Origin of the sequence: Roseateles sp. DAIF2 (assembly GCF_015624425.1) — a bacterium.
GTDB lineage: Bacteria > Pseudomonadota > Gammaproteobacteria > Burkholderiales > Burkholderiaceae_C > Kinneretia.
Window position 1 is genome coordinate 2,618,421 of record NZ_CP049919.1, and the last position, 17,897, is coordinate 2,636,317.

The 17,897-nt window shown below is 69.8% G+C and carries 15 protein-coding genes; 7 read left to right on the forward strand and 8 right to left on the reverse strand.

The genetic code is table 11. The annotated features are described in order from the left end of the window. Nucleotides 1–134 precede the first annotated feature (134 nt). Nucleotides 135–392: a hypothetical protein gene (locus G8A07_RS12100; protein WP_195797231.1), complete on the reverse strand. Its 258-nt coding sequence runs from the start codon at nt 390–392 to the stop codon at nt 135–137. A 150-nt stretch (nt 393–542) separates the two neighbouring features. On the opposite strand from G8A07_RS12100, the gene G8A07_RS12105 reads away from it, so the two are divergent. Next, nucleotides 543–1,529, forward strand: coding sequence for a LysR family transcriptional regulator (locus G8A07_RS12105; protein WP_249937313.1), 987 nt, complete (start codon nt 543–545; stop codon nt 1,527–1,529). A 57-nt stretch (nt 1,530–1,586) separates the two neighbouring features. On the opposite strand, the gene G8A07_RS12110 is transcribed toward G8A07_RS12105, so the two are convergent. Then, entirely contained in the window at nt 1,587–2,561 is a 975-nt protein-coding gene (locus G8A07_RS12110) for a DUF6279 family lipoprotein (protein ID WP_195797232.1), read from the reverse strand. Nucleotides 2,562–2,690: 129 nt separating this feature from the next. Here G8A07_RS12110 and G8A07_RS12115 point away from each other — a divergent pair, with 129 nt between their 5' ends. Continuing rightward, nucleotides 2,691–3,080 carry a DUF1801 domain-containing protein gene (locus G8A07_RS12115; protein WP_249937314.1) on the forward strand — a complete coding sequence of 130 codons (390 nt, stop codon included), beginning with the start codon at nt 2,691–2,693 and terminating at the stop codon, nt 3,078–3,080. 14 nt (nt 3,081–3,094) lie between these two features. Here the strand turns inward: G8A07_RS12115 and G8A07_RS12120 are convergent, their stop codons facing one another. Beyond that, nucleotides 3,095–3,694: a GAF domain-containing protein gene (locus G8A07_RS12120; protein WP_195797233.1), complete on the reverse strand. Its 600-nt coding sequence runs from the start codon at nt 3,692–3,694 to the stop codon at nt 3,095–3,097. A 561-nt stretch (nt 3,695–4,255) separates the two neighbouring features. Here G8A07_RS12120 and G8A07_RS12125 point away from each other — a divergent pair. The 5 genes from G8A07_RS12125 to G8A07_RS12145 all read left to right on the forward strand — a co-directional run bounded on the left by G8A07_RS12125 (nt 4,256) and on the right by G8A07_RS12145 (nt 11,208). Next, nucleotides 4,256–5,200 carry an SIR2 family protein gene (locus G8A07_RS12125; RefSeq protein ID WP_195797234.1) on the forward strand — a complete coding sequence of 315 codons (945 nt, stop codon included), beginning with the start codon at nt 4,256–4,258 and terminating at the stop codon, nt 5,198–5,200. 152 nt (nt 5,201–5,352) lie between these two features. Next, on the forward strand, nt 5,353–6,780 hold the full coding sequence (locus G8A07_RS12130) for a hypothetical protein (protein ID WP_195797235.1): 1,428 nt from the start codon (nt 5,353–5,355) through the stop codon (nt 6,778–6,780). Next, entirely contained in the window at nt 6,777–7,511 is a 735-nt protein-coding gene (locus tag G8A07_RS12135) for a hypothetical protein (protein ID WP_195797236.1), read from the forward strand. The genes G8A07_RS12130 and G8A07_RS12135 overlap by 4 nt, the downstream gene beginning before the upstream one ends. Nucleotides 7,512–7,520: 9 nt before the next feature. Next, the gene (locus G8A07_RS12140) at nt 7,521–10,340 is read left to right on the forward strand and encodes an ATP-binding protein (protein ID WP_195797237.1); all 2,820 of its coding nucleotides are present in this window, start codon (nt 7,521–7,523) and stop codon (nt 10,338–10,340) included. A 154-nt stretch (nt 10,341–10,494) separates the two neighbouring features. Then, nucleotides 10,495–11,208: an autoinducer binding domain-containing protein gene (locus G8A07_RS12145; RefSeq protein ID WP_195797238.1), complete on the forward strand. Its 714-nt coding sequence runs from the start codon at nt 10,495–10,497 to the stop codon at nt 11,206–11,208. A gap of 34 nt (nt 11,209–11,242) precedes the next feature. On the opposite strand, the gene G8A07_RS12150 is transcribed toward G8A07_RS12145, so the two are convergent. Genes G8A07_RS12150 through G8A07_RS12170 form a run of 5 tightly spaced genes read right to left on the reverse strand, consistent with a single transcriptional unit; the run spans nt 11,243 to nt 17,873 of the window. Beyond that, nucleotides 11,243–12,256: a hypothetical protein gene (locus G8A07_RS12150; protein ID WP_195797239.1), complete on the reverse strand. Its 1,014-nt coding sequence runs from the start codon at nt 12,254–12,256 to the stop codon at nt 11,243–11,245. A gap of 56 nt (nt 12,257–12,312) precedes the next feature. Further along, nucleotides 12,313–14,052: an acyl-CoA dehydrogenase family protein gene (locus G8A07_RS12155; protein WP_195797240.1), complete on the reverse strand. Its 1,740-nt coding sequence runs from the start codon at nt 14,050–14,052 to the stop codon at nt 12,313–12,315. Continuing rightward, nucleotides 14,034–14,792 carry a 4'-phosphopantetheinyl transferase superfamily protein gene (locus tag G8A07_RS12160; RefSeq protein ID WP_195797241.1) on the reverse strand — a complete coding sequence of 253 codons (759 nt, stop codon included), beginning with the start codon at nt 14,790–14,792 and terminating at the stop codon, nt 14,034–14,036. The genes G8A07_RS12155 and G8A07_RS12160 overlap by 19 nt, the downstream gene beginning before the upstream one ends. Further along, a complete protein-coding gene (locus tag G8A07_RS12165; RefSeq protein ID WP_195797242.1) occupies nt 14,776–15,090 on the reverse strand; it encodes a RedY protein in 315 nt (104 codons plus the stop codon). The genes G8A07_RS12160 and G8A07_RS12165 overlap by 17 nt, the downstream gene beginning before the upstream one ends. Beyond that, nucleotides 15,084–17,873: a PEP/pyruvate-binding domain-containing protein gene (locus G8A07_RS12170; RefSeq protein ID WP_195797243.1), complete on the reverse strand. Its 2,790-nt coding sequence runs from the start codon at nt 17,871–17,873 to the stop codon at nt 15,084–15,086. The genes G8A07_RS12165 and G8A07_RS12170 overlap by 7 nt, the downstream gene beginning before the upstream one ends. Nucleotides 17,874–17,897 lie beyond the last annotated feature (24 nt).

Here is a 17,897-nt window from a genome sequence, read left to right on the forward strand (position 1 = left end):
GTCTGAACCTTGGCGGGCTCCGCATGGCGCAGGGCTGTTGAGCGCTGCATTCAAAAATACGCAAGAGCGGAATGACAAAGCCCGGCCAGGGCCGGGCTTTTGAGGGGAAAGGGGCCTTGCGGCCCCGGCCGGGTTCAGTCGAGCCAGCTGCGGCGGGCGGCCTGGCGCAGCGAGGCGGCCAGTTCGGGGCGGCTGGCCTCGGTGCGGTCGGCGAGCTCGCGCAGTTCGCTCCGGGCGCGTCCCTCGCCGATCATCGCGGCGAAGCGCAGCAGGGTGCGGCCCAGGGCGGCGCCGGCGGTGACCAGGCGTTCGCCCCCGCTGCGCGCGGCGCCGATGCGAGCGGCGTCAAACGGCATCACATGGAGCGGCAGGTTCAGCGGGGCGGTAGACATGGTGTGCTTCCTTCTTCGTTGGCTGGAGGGCGCGGGTTGCTCCCTGTCCATGGCCCGAATATTGAGGTTTTTACGTAGAACTATCCAATTGCGTTCCCGAATCCAGGTATCACTGTCGCGAATGACCCGTGATCGATTTAGCATCGGGCCATGCAGATACCTCGGCCCCTGAACTTCCGCACCCTGGATTTGAACCTGCTGCGGGTATTCGACGTCGTGATGGTCGAGCGCCATGTCACCCGAGCCGCCGCGCGCCTGGCGATCACCCAGCCGGCGGTCAGCAATGCGCTGCGCCGGCTGCGCGAGGCGACCAACGAGGAGCTGTTCATCCCGACCTCGTCCGGCGTCGTGCCCACCGCCCATGCCGAGGCCCTGTGGCCGATCGTGCGGACGGCGCTGGCGAACCTGCAGCGCGCCTTCGAACCGCAGGCCTTCGACCCGCGCGAGGACAGCGGCCTGGGCTTCACGGTGGCGATGGCCGACGCCACCGCCGCGCTCTTTGTGCCGGCGCTGGCGCGGCGCTTCCAGCGCGAGGGCGTGCGGGTGGGGCTGCGCGTGGTGCCGCTGACGACGCGCGACCCGCGCGAGATGCTGGAGCAGGGCCTGGCCGAGGTGGCGCTGGGCTTCTTCCCCGAGCTGCCGGCGGCGCTGCGGGCCGAGGGCGAGGCGCTGAGCCTGTTTCGCTGCGAGCATCTGTACTCGACCGCCTACCAATGCGTGATGCGGCGCGACCATCCGCTGGCCGCGACCGAGACCCTGAGCCTGGATGACTACTGCGCGGCCGAGCATCTGCGCGTCAGCTTCGCCGGCCGGGCGCGCGGCTTCGTCGACGACGCGCTGGCCCGCATCGGCCGCCAGCGCCATGTGTCGATCACGGTGAACAGCTACTTCACCGCCGCGCTGACGGTGCAGCAGAGCGATCTGCTGACCGTGTTGCCCAGCAGCTTCCTGCCGGCCGCCGGCTTCGGCGACCGCCTGGCCGCGCGCGCCGTGCCCTTCGAGCTGCTGGGCATCGACATCGGCTACGCCTGGCATGCCCGCCACGAGCTGGACCCGGCGCAGCGCTGGCTGCGCGAGGCCCTGGTGGCGGTGGCGGCGGAGATCCTGGCGCTGCCGGCGGCAGGGGCGACGGCCTGAGCGAAGAATGTGCGGGCTGAGTCGATGTCAGCGTGTATCTACGACTGATACGGGTGCTCAGGGCGCAGAGGTGGCCGACGAGGCCCGCGAGGCTCCGCCGCCGTTGGCGGCTGCCGGCTGGCCCGCCAGCTGCCGGAAATCGTCCTCGTAGCCCTTGAGCGTGCGCATCGCGCGCTCGCGCTGGGCCGGCGTGGTGGCGTTGTGCAGGCGTGCGAACACCGCGCAGCCCTCGCGCAGCAGGGTCTGGGCATAGCGCTGCTGGGTCGGGTCGGGCGGCTGGCGCAGCGCGCGCTCCAGGTAGCTCTTGAGCAGGGCGGCGGCGGCCTCGGGCGGCAGCTTGTCGTCATGGATGCGGCGCAGCTGCTGGCGCAGGTCCTGCTGGCGGCGCAGGCGCTCGTTGAAGCTGCGCTGCGCATCGAAGCCGGCGCCCTGGGTCAGCAGGGCCTCGCGCAACACCTGGCGCTGCGGTTCGTCCAGGCTGCCGTAGAGCATCTCGCTGCGCTCCAGCATCTTGTCGAAGCGCCGCTCACGGCGCTGCTCCGGCGTGCCGTCCAGCCAGTCGGCCTTCCATTGGGTGTCGGTGACCTTCTGCTTGCGTTCGATATGTTTGAGCTGCTCGGCGCTCAGGTCCGAGGCCAGCCACAGCAGCGGCCAGTTGGCCGGCTCCAGCAGCGGTGGCTCCACCACCGCGCGCAGCTGCTCCAGCAGCGTGCAGGCCAGCTCCGGTGCGATCTCGCCGGCCAACCGCGGTCGCAGGCGCTGCAGCTCGTCGGCATAGCGCGGCAGCTGGGTGCGGCGGTGCCAGGTCATGAACTGCGCCAGCCCCTCGCGCACCCGCGGCGCCTGCTCGGCCGTGATGTCCACATAGCTGTCCAGCCGCCAGTAGAGCAGGGTGTCGGCGTTGCTGTAGGCGAGCTTGACGGTGCTGCAGGCCTGCAGCGCCAGCAGCGCCAGCAGCGCCAGGAGCAGGAGCAGGCGGGCCAGCGGCCCTGGGGATGGAGATGTGGGGGTTGCGTCATGGACGAGGCGCATGGCGCCAACCGTACCACCTGACGGTGACTTGTGGTGTATCGGCGGTAACGGCCGTCGTCGCCTACCTGCTACTACTAACATCGCCGCTTGCATCCGCCCGTTGGCAGGGTTGGCAACAGGGAGCCGACGATGATGACGATGAAGATGGTCTTGACCAACGCCACCACGCCCGACGAGTACATCGCCTGGCATGCCGGGGGCAGCTGGCAGCGCCGCTATGCCGAGGCGCTGCGCGCCGTGGTGGGCGAGGCGGCGCCGCAGCTGCACGAGCGGCTGCGCTGGGGTCATCTGGTCTATTGCCGGGATCGGGAGGCGAAGAGCCCGGTGCTGCTGATCCGGATCGAGCCGCAGCGCCTGCTGTTCGGCTTCTGGCGCGGCCAGCGCCTGCGCGACATCGAGCCGCGCCTGCGGCCCGGCGGCAAGTACGAGATGGCGACCCTGGAGCTGCGCGAGGACACGCCGCTGGCACGGGAGACCGCGCTCAGGATGGTGGCCGGGGCGGCGGGGCTGGCTAACTAACTAGGCGGGGCCGATCAGGGATCGAGGGCCGGCCAGTCCACCTGGGTGTCACGGAAGCCGGTCGGGATGGTGGCGCCGCGGGCGGCCGAGGTCTCGACCTTGCGCGCCACCAGCCGGGCGCAGCCCTTCAGCCGCGACAGATCGGCCGCGCGCAGGCTCGGGTTCGGCTGGGTGCTGAAGCAGCACAGGGTGCCGTAGACGCGGCCATCGGACAGCAGCACCGGCGTGCTCAGATGCGCCCCGACCCGGAACGGTGTGTCCGGCAGCCCGGCCGACTGGCGATGCGTCTCGGCGTCGTGCACCAGCTCGGGCAAGCGGCCCTGGACAACGCGCTGGCAATAGCTCTGCTCCAGCGGCGCCGCGCCGCCGGCATGGATGCCCAGGGCCTCGGCGGCTTCGGCGCCCTCGACAAAACGGAACACCCGCTGGCCGTCCTTGAACTCGGAGACGAACACCAGGTCCATGCCCAGCTGCCGGCGCAACTGGCTCAGCAGCTCGGTGATGCGACCGCCCAGCTCGGGGTCGCAGCCGTCGCAGGTGGCCACCAGGAGCTCGGAGATCAGGACGTCGAGGGTGGTGGCGTCGAGGTAGGCGTGGTCGTAGGAGGGCGGCATGCCGAAGTTCCTTGGGGTTCTTCGCGGGTCGGTGTGGGAGGAGGAGAGGGAGCGCTTGGACGGCCATCCTAATGGAGGCGGAGAGGGCTTCGCCCGAGGCTTGAGACGAGGGGTAACAACTTCGCTGGCGTGCGAGTAGTGCGGCGAAGTTCTCATCGAAAGCCGCAGCGGTTGGCGGGCTTGGGGCTGTGGTGGGCAGGATGGTGGCGCCTTCGCGAGTCAGGGTTGGCGGACGGCGCTGCGCGCGCGTGCAATGCCGGGGATGCAGTTCGCGGCCCCTCTCCGGGGTGTGGTGCGTTTGCCTATCTGCGTTTGCCAGCGTTTGACTGCATGGGCATCATGCCGCCGGGGAAATTTGTAACGCCTGTCCGGTTTTGGCCCAGTTTTATTGCCTGAGACTGATCAAGTTATCGAGGGGAAAATCTGGTGAATCAACAGCTTGTTTCGCGCCGGTCAGGGTGGCACATCCGACAGTTTCGGTGTTATCCGGCAGATGCTGTCCGCATATAACCAAGTTAGGCATTAGCCGGAAGCCCGTGCTTCACATCAAGGGAGAAAGAGATGCGACAACTCACAATTCTTGGCGGTGCGGGAATAAACCTTGGCATCTCACATGCTTGCCCCGAGGCGGACGAGATGCTGAGCTTTACCTATCAAAAGATCAGCACGAGCGTTTACTCAAAGATCGACGCAGAGGTGAAGGCGATGTTCACCCCTGAGTCCTTTGACTACATCCTTGGTGGCCTGTTGACCGTCAATCTTGCGATTGAGAAGACCAAGCAAGATTTAAAGCGCTTCAACATGAATGAGGCTGCGTTTGCCGAGTTGTTTCGTCAATCAAGCTTGCAGGCATCTATAGCCTCCGCACTTAGCTCGATTGAGGAGCAGCTAACCATCTCTCTTGGCCAGATCCTTGGGGTGATTGATCAATTTCGTCCTGCCGTAGACAAGATCTTCTCGAAGTACGACTCGATCAACTACTACACGGTCAACTTCGATGGCATCTTTGACCATGTTCTTTACGGAAAAGGCTACTCGCGGGGAAAAGATGTCACCGACTTCTGGTGGCCATCTGGTGATCTGGACCATAAGATTGATCGGAGAGCCAAGATTTTTCACCTGCACGGTGACCTACGGTACAAGCCGTTCAAAAAGACGAAGAACAACAATCCTCCATACAAATGGCCTGTGCTCGTTGTTGGAGATCATGAAGTCAAGATGGGAATCATCACGTCGAACGAGTCACTAAGGTTCTACAACAATCGTTTCAAGGCCACATGTGAGAGCCGAGGCCCCTACCAGGAAAACAATCTTGCCGTTATCGGCTTCGGTTTCCGGGAGGAGGACGAGCACATCGTCAATCGACTCAAACATGGCATCGCAAACAAGACATTCGACTCGATCTCCCTCTTTGACGTGGAAGACCGACTATCGAACGTCACAGATAAGTACACCTGGAAGCGCCCAGAAGACCAGTCTTTGATCCAGTTCATAGACTCGCTCTAAGCCGATGCCTAACCCTTCCATCGAGAGGGCCCGCCCCGGCAAGCCGGGTCGGGCCTCTCATGTCAAACGTTCAGACTGTCCGGTGCCCCGCTTCCCCTGACCAGCGCGCCCCCCGCCAAGCCACCCCTCCCACCCTGGGATAATCGCCGCCCATGACCGATCACGCCGCAAGCGCGGCCCGGGGCGTTCGTGCGGCGCCCGTCATCCCAGTCGATGACGCCGCCGACACCGCCGCCGAGGCCCTGCGCTTCGAAGACTATTTCCGCGAGGGAGCCGCTCCGACCGAGGCCCTGCTGTGGTGGCAGCTGGAGCGCAACGAGGCCTTGTTGGCCGCGCTGCGCGCGCTGTGCCATGGCCCGGCGCCGCTGGTGCGGCTGCGCACCTGGGTGTTCATGGAGCTGATGGCGCTGCCGGAGTCGCGCGTTGCGCGCGACACCCTGAACCGCCATTTCCACACGCTGCGCGACGAGGCGCTCGAGCTGGTGCTCAAGCGCCTGCGCGAGGCGGAGCTGCTGGCCTGGGACGGCTCGAACCAGGTCTACAGCGTCACGCCGCTGGCGCAGCGCCTGATCGGCCTGCTGTCGCCGCTGGTGCAGGGCAACAACAGCGAGCAGGACGCCGACCTGGCGGCGCTGCTGGCCAATGTGGCCGGCGCGCATACCCTGGGCACCCTGGACCCGGCGCAGCTGCACCATCTGCAGGCCCAGCTCTCGCGCCTGTACGACGAGTTCGCCGACGCGATTGCCTCGGGTTCGGAGTTCCATCTGCGCCGCGCGCGCCAGCGCTTCGAGCGCGCGCTGAAGCTGGTCGAAAAGGCCAGCGAGGCGCTGAAGGCCATCATCGAGCAGGCAGAGGCCGACGGCAATGCGCGGCTGGAGCGCCTGGCGCGCGAGCTGGGCCTGGCCCAGGCGCGCCTCTTGGCGATGGCCAGCCAGTTCAACCGCGCGCTGCAGCAGGTGGACCGCCAGCGCGTCACCCTGGGCTCCACCGGCATCACGACCACCGACGTGCGGCGCTGGCTGCAGAACGTGCCCTTCCTGGAGAACCTGTCGCTGGGCGCGCTGTCGCGCCCGGTGCATCCGGTGCTGGTGGCCCAGCATGAACTGCTGGACACGACCGAGGCGGAATTCGAGCGCGACCGCCCGAAGCCGCCCGAGGTGATGGCGCTGCCGCCGGGCCAGGCCGCGCCGCCGGGGCAGCTGGCGGTGCTCAGCCTGCCGCCGGAGATGGACGAGCTGCAGGCCCTGCTGGGCATCTGGACCGAGGCCGGCCATGCGCAGCAAGACCTGGCCCCGGCCGTGCTGGGTGGCAGCTACGCCCGCGCGGCCTACCGTGCGCAGCTGCTGCCGCTCTTGGGCGATCCGCAGGCCCAGCATCTGTCCGGCGCCACCGGCGACATGGCGCGCCAGCCCTGGCGCGTGCGCTGGTCGGTGGAGCAGGGCGAGGTGCCCGACGAGTACGTCGAATGGATGAGCCGCGGCGTGCTCTACAGCACCGAGGTCGCGGCCGCAGCCCCGGCGACGGCGCCGGCGGCCGACGACAAGCAAGACGAGAACAAGACGACCAGTTCCCCCACATGAGCCAGCAAACCTTCGACGATGCCGCCCAACTGGCGGCGCAACTGCTTGCCCGCCGCTGGTTGCCGCGCAACCATGCGCTGGTGCGCCGCGCCCTGATCGACACCGAGCTGTGGGCCGCGCTGAACCAGCGCCTGGCCGCCGTCGGCATGCGGGTGATCGACAACCTCTATGCCGACCATATCTCGCTGGCGATGCTGCGCCCGGCCGAGGTGGCGGTGTTCGGCGAGACCGGCCTGGCCGCCAACAACAACCTGGACCTGCCGCGCGACGGCGTGGCCCTGCTGGTGGTGCTGTGGTCGCTGATCGTGCTGCCCAAGCGCCAGCGCCAGGTGGCGCGCGCCGAGGCCAAGGAGGAAGGGCAGGGCGAGTTCTTCGCCACCGACAAGCCGGTGCCGCTGGCCGCCAGCGTCGCGCCCACCGTCAGCTATCGCAGCCTGCTGGCCGACTTTGGCAACCAGCTCGGCAAGAAGATGCGTCTGGACGCCAACCTGAAGCTGCTGGAGCGCAACGGCTTCATCATCCGCCGCGGCGAGGACATCGCCGAGGGGCCGCTCTTGGACCTGCTGCTGGACTACGACACCCTGGCGCCGCGCATCCTGGACGGCGCGCTGGCCGACGTGCTGGCGCGCAGCACCGACCCGACGGTGGCGCCGCTGCTGGCCAAGCTGCGCGAGGCCGAGCAGGAAGAAATTCCAGAAGACGAAGAACAACAAGAACAGAACAAGGCCTGACCCCCGATCATGTTTCATCTGCAATCGCTTGAACTGCTGCACTGGGACTATTGCCAGCGCGTCTCGATGCCGCTGGACGGCGCCATCATCACGATCGCCGGGCCCAACGGCTCGGGCAAGACCACCCTGCTGGATGCGATGCGCACCCTCTTGGGCCTGGAATGCTCGGGCGGCCGCACCTACAAGACCTATGCCCGCCATGCCAATGCCGAGACGGCCTGGCTGCGCGCGCTGGTGGACAACCGCCCGCGCGGGCGCCAGAACAGCTCGCGGCCCTTCGCCAGCTCGCTGCTCTATGCCGACCAGGTGACCCTGGCCTGCCGCATCGAGCGCCAGGGCGGCGACTGGGTGCGCCGCTACATGATGGCGGACGGGGTGCACGAGATCGAGGCGCTGGCCGACAAGGCCGAGAAGGAATGGCTGGGCATCGAGGCCTGGAAGCGCCGCCTGGAGGCCGCCGGCCTGACCCGCGCGATCGGCCGCGTGCTGGCGCTGGAGCAGGGCCAGACCGACCGCCTGTGCGAGCTGAGCCCGAAGGAACTGCTGCGCCTCGTGTTCGAGGTGTTCGGCGACCAGGAGGTGCTGGACCGCTACGACCAGGCGCGCAGCCACCAGCAGCAGCTGCTCAAGGAGGTGGAGTCGGCCGCGCATGAGCTGTCGCACACCCAGGCCCAGCTCTCGGACCTGGCGAACCGGGTCAACAGCTACCAGCAGTACCAGCTGCGCCTCAAGGAGCGAGAAAGGCTGGCCACCGAGGTGGTGCCGGTCTTGCAATGGGCCGAGAGCCGCCAGCGCACCGCGCAGCAGCTGCGCGAGCTGCACCGCCAGCGCCTCTTTGCCGCCGGCGACAACCGCCAGATGTCGGCCAAGCGCGCCGAGCTGCATGCCCTCTTTGAGAAGCACGAGGCCGCCAAGCGCAAGCTGGTCGAGCTGGAGGCCGAGCGCAAGCAGGCCCGCGCCGCCTTCGACGCGGCGCGCGAGGCCGAGCGCCCGGCCGAGCTGCTGGCCAAGCGCGAGGAGGAACTGAAGGCCCTGGCGGCGGTGGAGACCGACGGCGCCGAGCTGACCCAGCGCCTGGAATCCTTGAGCAGCCAGCAGCATGCGCTGCGCGAGGCCTTCACGCGCCAGAACGACCAGTCGCGCAAGGCTCAGGCCGCGATGGACGCGCTGAGCGGCCAGCGCCTGCCGCCGCCGCCGCCCGAGGTGACGCGTTTTCGCAAGGCGCTGGACGAGGCCGGCATCGGCCACCATGTGCTGGCCGACTGCATCGACATCGCCGACGAGGCCTGGCGCGCCGCGGCCGAGGGTTTCCTGCGGCCCTCGCGCTGGGTGGTGGTGCTGGAGCGCTCGAGCGACGAGGGCCGCGCCTTCGGCCTGGCGGCCAAGGAGCGCTACCGCCATTACGTGGTCGGCGATGCCGAGGGCGCGCCGGCCCTGCCGCCCAAGGACTCGCTGCTGGCCGCGCTGAACATCAACGCCAAGCTGCCGGGCTGGCTGCTGCGCCAGCTGGCATCGATCCGCTGCGTCAAGGACACGGAAGCGGGCGCCAAGGCCGGCGGCGAATGGATCACGCCGGACGCCTATTACCGCGACGGCCGCGGCGGCCGCAGCCTCTGGGTCGAGGCGCGCGACTACCAGTTCGGCGCCTCGGCGCTGGACTCGCGCCGCGCCTCGCTGGAGCGCGAGCTGAGCCGCTACGACGTGGAGCTGACCCGCATCGCCAAGGAGCAGGCCGAGGTCGAACGCCAGCTGAAGGATGCGCAGAAGGCGGCCCAGGGGCACAAGGCCGCCAAGGAGCTGGCCGAGCGCGCGGCCGAGTTCGCGGAAGGGCGCGCCCGCCTGGCCGGGCTGCGCCAGGCGCGCGTCGAGGCCTCCACCCGCATGGGCTCGCTGGACGCCGAGCATGACCGCTCGCTGACCCAGGCCACCCGAACCGAGCGCGACTACGAGGCCGCGCAGGGCGGGCTGAAGGCCAGCGAGGAGAACGTGCTGCGCGGCCAGCGCGAGCATGAATCGCGCCGGCAAGACCTGGCCCTGGCGTCCCGCGCCTCGCGCGAGGCGCGCGCGAAGTTCCCGGCCAGCTGGACCCAGCCGGCGCGCATCGCTCAGCTGCGCGACGAGTTCGAGAACGCCAAGCAGGCCGAGATCGCGGCCCGCCATGTGCAGCAGGAGCTGGATACCGGGGTCTGGGAGACCGACGCCGCGGTGCAGGAGCGCCATGCGCGCATGAACGTCTCGGTGCTGGAGCAGAGCACCCAGCTGGACGACCGCCGCGCCAGCAACGAGATGGCGCGCATCGCCGCCTTCAACGCCCGCGAGCGCTATATCGACGTGCTGCGCGCCACCGTGCGCCGCTACAAGAAGAACGTGCAGGAGCTGGGCGAGCTGGCCGGCGTGATGGCCCAGGCCGAGCTGCCGCACCTGGACAACGACGACATGGTGCTGGCCCAGGCCGGCCTGCATGTGCGCTTCAACTTCGACGGCAAGGGCGAGGTGGGCCTGAACGACGGCGAGGCCTCGGGCGGCCAGCAGGTGCTGAAGAGCCTGATCCTGCTGGTGGGCCTGATGAAGGACGACGAGACGCCCGGCGGCTTCGTCTTCATCGACGAGCCCTTTGCCCACCTGGACGTGCGCAACATCCAGCTGGTCGGCCATTTCCTGCGCAGCACCCGCGCGCAGTACCTGCTGACCACGCCGATCACCCACAACGTCGAGGTGTTCGAGCCCAGCGAGATCACCCTGGTGACCAGCAAGAAGCCGCGCGGCGAACGCTGGGCGCCGCCGATCGCGGTGATCACGCGCCGGCCGGAGGTCTCGGTCTACGGTTGAGCCCCGGCCCGGGCTCATCTTGTTACAAATATCCCCGCGTGACCTGTCAGGCCTGACAGGACGGCTTGCTGTCACGCGTCGCTACAGTTCGCGTGCGTAAAGCGCCCCAATCCCGATGACAGGGAGGGCTGTGTAGTGACGACAAGGGGATCGGATGAAGGCCTGGCAAGAAGAGCTGCTGCACGCGGTGCAGGTGGTCCATTGCGAGCATCAACTGCTGGAGCGCATCGGCGCGGCGGCCCGGAATCTCGGCTTCGAGTATTGCGCCTACGGGATGCGCATTCCGCGCTCCTTCAGCAATCCGAAGACGATTCTGCTGAACAACTATCCGAAGGGCTGGCAGCAGCGCTACGAGAGCCAGGACTATCTGGCGGTGGACCCGACCGTGGCGCATTGCCGCGTCAGCACCGACCCCCTGGTCTGGAGCGAGGCGCTGTTCGCCGACGCGCCCGCGCTGTGGGAGGACGCCCAGGCCCATGGGCTGCGTCACGGCTGGGCCCAGTCCAGCCTGGATGCGCTGGGCGTCGGTGGCATGCTGACCCTGGCGCGCGGCGCCGAGCCGCTGACCCGCGGCTGGCTGCTCAGCGAGGAGATGAAGCTGCGCTGGCTGGTCTGCGTCGCGCATCAGTCGCTGTCGCGCCTGCTGCGCAGCCGCCATGGCCGGCCGCTGCAGGCCGCGCTGTCCGGCCGCGAGCTGGAGGTGCTGAAGTGGACCGCCGACGGCAAGACCTCCGGCGAGATCGCCACCATCCTGGCCGTCTCCGAGAACACGGTGAACTTCCATGTGAAGAACGCGGTCGCGAAGATGCGCACCTGCAACAAGACCTCGGCCGTGGTGCAGGCGGCGATGCTGGGGCTTCTCAACTAGAAAAGCCAGCCGCCCCGCGGGGCGGCGGAGGGCGTCAGGGGATGTGGCAGATCATGTCGGAGTTCGGGCCGCAGCGGTTGTTCCAGCTCCAGCTCAGGTTGATCTGCTCATGCAGGCGCACGCTGAAGCTGAGCCCGGGCACGCTGATCTGCAGCAGCAGGTGCTCGCCCTGCACCGAGTCGTAGCCCGGGTCGCCGGAACCCCATTGGGTGTCCGGCATGATCGCCCCCTTGCCCAGCTGCACCGTGATGCTGGCGTTGCTCAGCAGATAGGCCAGGTTGTTGTGCACATACTGGCCGATCGCGAAGCGCTGGCCGTTGGGCAGCACGATCTCCTTGTCTACCGGCACCAGCCGGGTCAGGCCGGTCAGCTGCAGATGGTCGCGGCCATAAAACAACGCCTGGTTGCCCTGGCCCAGGGTGCCCTGCAGGCCCTGCAGCACGCCCTGGTCGATCTGGCCCTCGACCTTGCGGACGATGTAGTTGCCGACCACCGGCAGGATCCAGCTGAGGTTGGAATCGCAGTCGGTCGACGAGCCGGGCTGGCCGTCCAGCAGGATGCTGTTGGTCGGCACCTGGCCGTTGCTGGCGTTGTAGCTGGCACCGACCGTGATGTTGGCCAGCGACAGATGGCTGACGCAGTTGAACTTGATGATGCCCCATTTCTTGCCGGAGAACTGGGTCCAGGCGTCGTAGCGCAGGCCGCTGAGGGTGCTGCGCATCACGCCGCCGCCCTGCGGGCTGATCTGCAGGCGCAGATCGCCGCTGAGCGTGCCGCTGCGGAAGTTGACGCCGTTGCTGCTGGCGTAGTTGCGCATGAAGTTGTTCAGGCCGTTTTCCATCTGGGCCGGGATGCCGCGCAGCTCGGAGGCGGTGCGGGCCAGCGGGCCCCAGGCGTTGTGGTCCTCGCTGTAGCTGAGGCTGCCGCCGCCGTACTGCAGGGTGACGGTGTACTGGCCGCTGACCATCTGCGGGTCCCAGCCGGCCCAGGCACTCTGGGCCGCCAGGACGCCGAGCGCCAGGCCGAGAAGAGGTTTGTTGCATCGCATGTCGTCGACTCGCTTTCTTTGGGGTGGTGGTCGTGGGGAAGCAAGCGGGGCTGCGCCTACCAGGCGCAGGGCAGGGGGCTGAGCGAAAACAGATGCGGATGGCGCAGCGCGGCCAGCGCGCGCTGCAGCAGGCGCTCGTCGCGCGCCTCGCAGCCGGCGATCTCCAGCTCGGGCAGGGCCTGGCGCAGGTTCTCCAGCAGCAGGTCGGCGTCGAGGCCACCGCCGGGGCCGCCGTCGCTGTCTTCCTGCTCCAGCTGCCAGGCCAGCGCCAGCGCGCAGGCATGCCAGAGCCGGGTGTAGTCCTGCGCCAGCGCCAGCACGCGGCAGCTGTCCAGCGCGCAGCGCTCCTCCCACAGGGCCTGCCGCACGGCATCCAGCCAGGCCTGCAGCCGCCGGTCCAGCCGCTGCAGCGTCGCGGCCAGCATCGGTTCGTCCGCAGCGGGTTCGTGCCGCGCGCGCAGCTGGCGGTAGGCCAGCATCAGGCTGTCGCGGCCCTGGCTGGCCAGGCGCAGCGCGCCGGCCTCGGGCCAGCCGCCGGCCCAGGCGGCCGGGCGCAGCAGCTGGCGCGCCAGCGCGCGCGCGGCCTCGGCGTCGTGAGGGCCGCCCGGCTGCTCCAGCCGCTCCTGCAGATGCCGCAGCTGGCCGGCCAGCAGGGCCAGGTTGACCTGGGTGCTGCCGTCGAACAGGCTCACCACCTGCAGGTCGCGCTGCATCTTCTGGAACATCCCCAGCGCATCGCTGGAGCGCAGGTAATGGCGTGCGCCCAGCACCACGGCCAGCTCGCGCGCGATCGCCTCGCATTCCAGCGGCAGCCGGTACTTGCAGATCGGCGAGATCAGGCTCAGCTCCTGCGGCAGCAGCGCGATCGCGCGGGTACAGGCCTGCGCCAGCAGGTCGGCGCCCAGCAGGCGCGCATAGCTCTGCGCCAGCTTGGCGCGGGCGGCCGGGATCTGCGCGACCTGCTTGCCGTAGAGCTCGCGCTGCCCGGCGAAGCCCAGCGTCAGGCGCAGCAGGGTGTCGGTGGCGCCGAGCGAGAAGCCGGCGCAGAGGATGCGCGAGATCTGCAGGGTCTTCAGCACCGTGCCGATCGCGGGCTCGCCGCGCGGCAGCAGGGCCTCGGCGGCGGCGCAGCGATGGTCCTGCAGCGTGAAGCCGCTGATGTCGGCGCCGCGGATGCCATGGGTGGCGATCTTGGGCAGGGACTGCCAGGCCGGCGCCGGCGCGTCCGGGCGCGCCAGGCGCAGCAGCACCAGCTCGCTGCGGCCGTCGGCATGGACCTGGCGCGCCAGCACCGTGGCCGAGGCGCCGCGGCTGCCGTTGTTGATCAGCCATTTCTCGCCGCTGAGCCGCAGTTCTTCGCCCTCGGCGCGGACCTCGAACTCGGTGGCCAGGATGTCGCTGCCATGGGCGCGCTCGGTCAGCGCCAGGCAGGCCAGGCCGCCGGCGCGCAGGCTGGCCGCATGGGCGGCGCGCTGCGCCGGGCTGCCGGCCAGCCAGATCGGGATCGAACCGAGCAGGCTCTGGCCGAAGGCGACCGCGCAGCTGAGATTGCGGCGCGACAGGATGCGCGACAGCAGCAGCACCCGCTCCGGCTCGTCGAGCCGGCCGCCATCGGCCCGCGGCACCAGCTGCTCGAACAGGCCCATGCGCTGCAGGGTCAGCAGCTGGGCCTGCGGGAACAGCTCGCGCTCGTCTTCCTGCAGGCTGGCGCCGAAGTGCAGCAGCGCGTCGCTGTGACGCGGGTCGCCGAGCAGCTGCTCCCATTGTCTGGCCAGGTTCAGGCTGTCGGCATGCATGACGCGCGGCTTTCGTGATCGGGGTTGTTGTGGAATGAGTTCTGCCGGCAGGCCCGCACCAGCACGCAGGCCTCCTGGGCATCGAGCCGCAGGCGCACCTCCCAGCGGCAGCCCGGCGGCGGTGCCGGCCAGGCGCCGGCATCGGCCCAGCGCGGCTGGTCGTCGCGGCTCCAGGCGCGCAGCCGCCAGGCGAGGGCCTGGCCGACGAAGCCGCCGCGGCCCTGGCATTTGAAGCGCGCCTCCTTCAGGCACCACAGCAGGGTGCGGGCCGCGGCCTCGCCGCAGCCGAAATGCCGCGCCGTCAGCGCCACCTCCGCCGGCGTCAGCAGCGCCTCCAGGCTGGCGGCGCCCAGCGCCTCGTGGCTCTCGGTATCGATGCCCAGCGGCAGCGCGGCCGCGGCCGCCACCGCGCGGCGCCGGCTGTGGCTGATGCTCAGGTGCAGCGCATGGCCCGGGGTGCGCGGCCGGCCCGCCGCGTCGGGCTCGATGCGCAGCGCCGCGTGCGGTGGCGGCGCTGGCGCCAGCAGCGCGCGCAGCGCGGCCTTGGCGCAGAGCCGCCCGGCCAGCCATTCGCGCCGCCGCTTTGGCAGGCCGTAGGCCGACCAGCGCGCCAGCTCCTGCGGGTGCAGGTGTTGCGCCAGCCAGTCAGCGGCCGGCGCCTCGGGCAGCGCGTCGAGCGGCAGCTCGAACAGGGGCGGGCCGCCCAGGCGCAGCGCCGTCGGCTCAGCGCTGGCGCTCAAAGCCGGGCTCCAGCAGGTGGCCGCCGAACTGGTCGCCCAGCTCGGCCATCTGGCTGAAGCGCTGCACCAGGGTCTGGAACAGCGGCGTGCGCATGTCCAGGTCGAAAGCCTCGGCGCTGCTGACCTCGACGATCTCGAAGAAGTCCAGCCCGTCGCCGCCCGGGCATTCGAAGACCTGGAAGCGCAGCACGCTGGGCAGGTCCTGGCAGGCCCGGTAGTCGACCTCGCGGACCCAGCGCATGAAGGGCGCGCGCTGCTCGGGGGACTTCAGGCGGATGCGGTCGATCAGGGTCAGCATGGGGCGGGTTCCTTGGTGTCGGTGGCGGGCTCGATCCGCACGGTGCCGCGCTCGCCGTCCACGGTCAGCCAGTCGCCGGTGCGCACGCGGCTGCTGGCATGGCGGGTGTTGACGACCGAGGGGATGCCGAACTCGCGCGCGACGATGGAGCTGTGCGAGAGCATCGAGCCGATGTCGGTGACGACGCCGCCGGCCAGCGCGAAGATCGGCGTCCAGGAGGCGTCGGTGAAGGTGGTGACGATGATCTCGCCGGCCTGCAGCTCGGCCGCCTGGCGGCTCAGGTCGTGGATCACGCGGGCGCGGCCGCGCACCACGCCATGCGAGGTGCCCAGGCCGGCCAGGCCGTCGCCGCCGGCAGCGGCGGGCGGTGCCGGCTGCGGCGTGCGGGTGGGCGGCGCGCCGATGAAGGTCAGGGCCGGCTCGCCGGCGCGCAGCCAGGCCTGCTGGCGCCGTCGGCGTGCCTCGATCAAGGGGCGGGCGAAGGCCTGCTCGGCGCTCAGCTCGCCCTCCAGATAGCCGCGCAGCTGCTCGAAGTCCAGCCAGGCCATCTCGTCCATGTCATGCAGCAGGCCCTGGGCCACCAGGCGCCGCGTCAGCTCGACCACCACCCGGCGCACCAGCCAGATCGAGGTGATCATGCTCATGCGCGTGTCCTCGCGCAGCCGGCTGCAGCCGCAGTACAGCCGCATCACCTGGCGCAGCAGCCAGCGCCGGCGCGGCGTCAGCTCGCGCAGCAGCGCCTCGGTGTCCTGGCCGCGCTGCTGGCCGCTGGCGGCCAACCGCTGGTCGACGCCGAAGCCCTGCTGCAGATAGGTCTTGACCATCTGGAACACATAGCAGGGATCGTCGACCCAGCGCGGATGGGTCAGCTCCATCTCCTCGCGTCCGCGCACGCCGTTGTCGCGCATGAAGTCGGCATAGGCGCCGGTCAGGAAGCGCCGGCCCTCGGGCAGGGCCAACAGGGCACCATGCACCTGTTCCGCGGGCGTGCGCTGCAGCAGCTCGCGCAGGCCCGGGTGGGCGCACAGGGCCTGGGTCAGGGCCCAGAGGTCGCGCGCCGACTCGACGGTGCGCAGGTTCGACATGTCGCCCTTCAGCCGGTTCTGCAGATGCAGGCCGCGGCCCGGTAGCCAGGCGCCGCACAGCTCTTCCAGCAGGCCGTAGAGCCCGAAGGCGTTGATGTAGAAGGGCAGGTAGCCGATGTGCATCGCGCGGAAATAGTCCAGCGCATGGCGCAGCTCGTCGCGCAGGCCCGCCTGGTCCAGCGCGCCGAGGTCCTGGGCGCAGGCCCGCTCGTACTCGCGCCGGCGTGATTCGATCATCCGGCGCGCGCGGCGCCGCGCGCCAACCAGCTCGCCCAGGGTCTTGCCGAACCAGTAGAGCTGGCTGTGCAGGCGCTCCAGCCCGTTGCGGCCATGGCGCAGCCCGTAGGGGTTGCGGTAGTCGCTCAGCGACACCTCCTCGCTGGTGAAGCGGTGCAGGAAGGGCGTCTGGTCCAGGCCGGGCGGCGTCTGCGACAGCAGGTAGGCGGTGTAGGCCACGTTGAGATAGACATGGCCGCGGTGGTAGCCCATGTACTCGTCGGGATCGCCCAGGTCCAGCAGGCCGATGCCCTTGCCGCATTCGCGGTGCACGCGGTACTGGTAGTAGCGCGCGAAGCTGATGCCCAGCGGACTCATGCGGCCGGTGAAGATCTCGCCGATGTCCATGCGCGACCACAGGATGCGCGCGTCGCGCTGCGCATCGGGGGCGCCCTGGTGCGGGCCCTCGGGTTCGTCCGGCAGCTCGTCCAGGGTGGTGATCGGGCGGCTCTGCAGCAGCCACAGCCGCCCGGCCGCATCGAGCGCCCATTCGATGTCCTGCGGGCTGCCCTGCAGGCGGGTGCAGCGCTGCAGCAGCTCGCCCACCGCATGCCGCGCCGCCTCGGACAGCACCGCCCGCTCGCGCGCCGCGGCCGGCAGCGGCTGCAGCTGGGCCTCGCGCCGCTCGGGCGACCACAGCAGGGCCGCGGGCTTGTGCAGGATGCGCTGCTCGACCTGGCGCAGGTCGCCGGTCGCCAGCAGATAGGCGTCGCTGACCACGCGGCCCGAGACCAGGCCCTCGCCCAGGCCCACGCAGGCCTCGATCAAGAGGCGCGGCGCGCCCGGCTGCAGCGGGTCGCGCGCGAAGGCCACGCCGGCCGCGGTGTCGAAGCCGGCCGGCACCATGCGCTGCACCACCACCGCCATGCGCGCGCCGGCCAGCGCGCCGCCATGCTGGCGCCGGTAGGCCAGCGCGGCCGGGTTGAACAGCGAGGCCCAGCAGTCGCGCAGCCGCTGCAGCAGCTCGGGCAGGCCCTGCACCTGCAGGAAGCTGTCATGCTGGCCGGCGAAGGAATGGGCCTGGCCGTCCTCGTCGCAGGCCGAGGAGCGCACCGCCACCGCGCCGGCGCCGAGCGCCTCGTAGGCCAGCGTGATCGCCGCGATCGCCCGGCTCGGCAACTGCACCGCGCGCAGCTGCTCGGCCATGCGGGCCCAGCGCGCCGCGTCGCCGCTGGCCAGCGCCTCGTCCAGCGCCAGCTGCTGCAATGTTGCGACCTCGTCCAGGCAGGCGGCCTCGATGCAGAAGCCGTCGGGCACCGGCAGGCCCTGCTGGTGCAGACGCGCCAGGCTGGCGCCCTTGCCGCCCAGCTGCCGCGCATCCGGCTCGGCGCAGTCGGCGAAGCGGCGCGCCCAGACCGGGGCGGCGTTCTTGTCGCTGCCCAGGCGCTCGGGCGCCGGGTCCAGATTCAGTTCCATCGTCATGAGGACTCCTTCGATGCATGCAGG

Excerpts from the sequence above, each read along its gene's own strand:
- G8A07_RS12100 (WP_195797231.1), bottom strand. The coding sequence starts at position 392 with ATGTCTACCGCCCCGCTGAACCTGCCGCTCCATGTGATGCCGTTTGAC.
- G8A07_RS12105 (WP_249937313.1), top strand. The coding sequence starts at position 543 with ATGCAGATACCTCGGCCCCTGAACTTCCGCACCCTGGATTTGAACCTG.
- G8A07_RS12110 (WP_195797232.1), bottom strand. The coding sequence starts at position 2,561 with ATGCGCCTCGTCCATGACGCAACCCCCACATCTCCATCCCCAGGGCCG.
- G8A07_RS12115 (WP_249937314.1), top strand. The coding sequence starts at position 2,691 with ATGATGACGATGAAGATGGTCTTGACCAACGCCACCACGCCCGACGAG.
- G8A07_RS12120 (WP_195797233.1), bottom strand. The coding sequence starts at position 3,694 with ATGCCGCCCTCCTACGACCACGCCTACCTCGACGCCACCACCCTCGAC.
- G8A07_RS12125 (WP_195797234.1), top strand. The coding sequence starts at position 4,256 with ATGCGACAACTCACAATTCTTGGCGGTGCGGGAATAAACCTTGGCATC.
- G8A07_RS12130 (WP_195797235.1), top strand. The coding sequence starts at position 5,353 with ATGACCGATCACGCCGCAAGCGCGGCCCGGGGCGTTCGTGCGGCGCCC.
- G8A07_RS12135 (WP_195797236.1), top strand. The coding sequence starts at position 6,777 with ATGAGCCAGCAAACCTTCGACGATGCCGCCCAACTGGCGGCGCAACTG.
- G8A07_RS12140 (WP_195797237.1), top strand. The coding sequence starts at position 7,521 with ATGTTTCATCTGCAATCGCTTGAACTGCTGCACTGGGACTATTGCCAG.
- G8A07_RS12145 (WP_195797238.1), top strand. The coding sequence starts at position 10,495 with ATGAAGGCCTGGCAAGAAGAGCTGCTGCACGCGGTGCAGGTGGTCCAT.
- G8A07_RS12150 (WP_195797239.1), bottom strand. The coding sequence starts at position 12,256 with ATGCGATGCAACAAACCTCTTCTCGGCCTGGCGCTCGGCGTCCTGGCG.
- G8A07_RS12155 (WP_195797240.1), bottom strand. The coding sequence starts at position 14,052 with ATGCATGCCGACAGCCTGAACCTGGCCAGACAATGGGAGCAGCTGCTC.
- G8A07_RS12165 (WP_195797242.1), bottom strand. The coding sequence starts at position 15,090 with ATGCTGACCCTGATCGACCGCATCCGCCTGAAGTCCCCCGAGCAGCGC.
- G8A07_RS12170 (WP_195797243.1), bottom strand. The coding sequence starts at position 17,873 with ATGACGATGGAACTGAATCTGGACCCGGCGCCCGAGCGCCTGGGCAGC.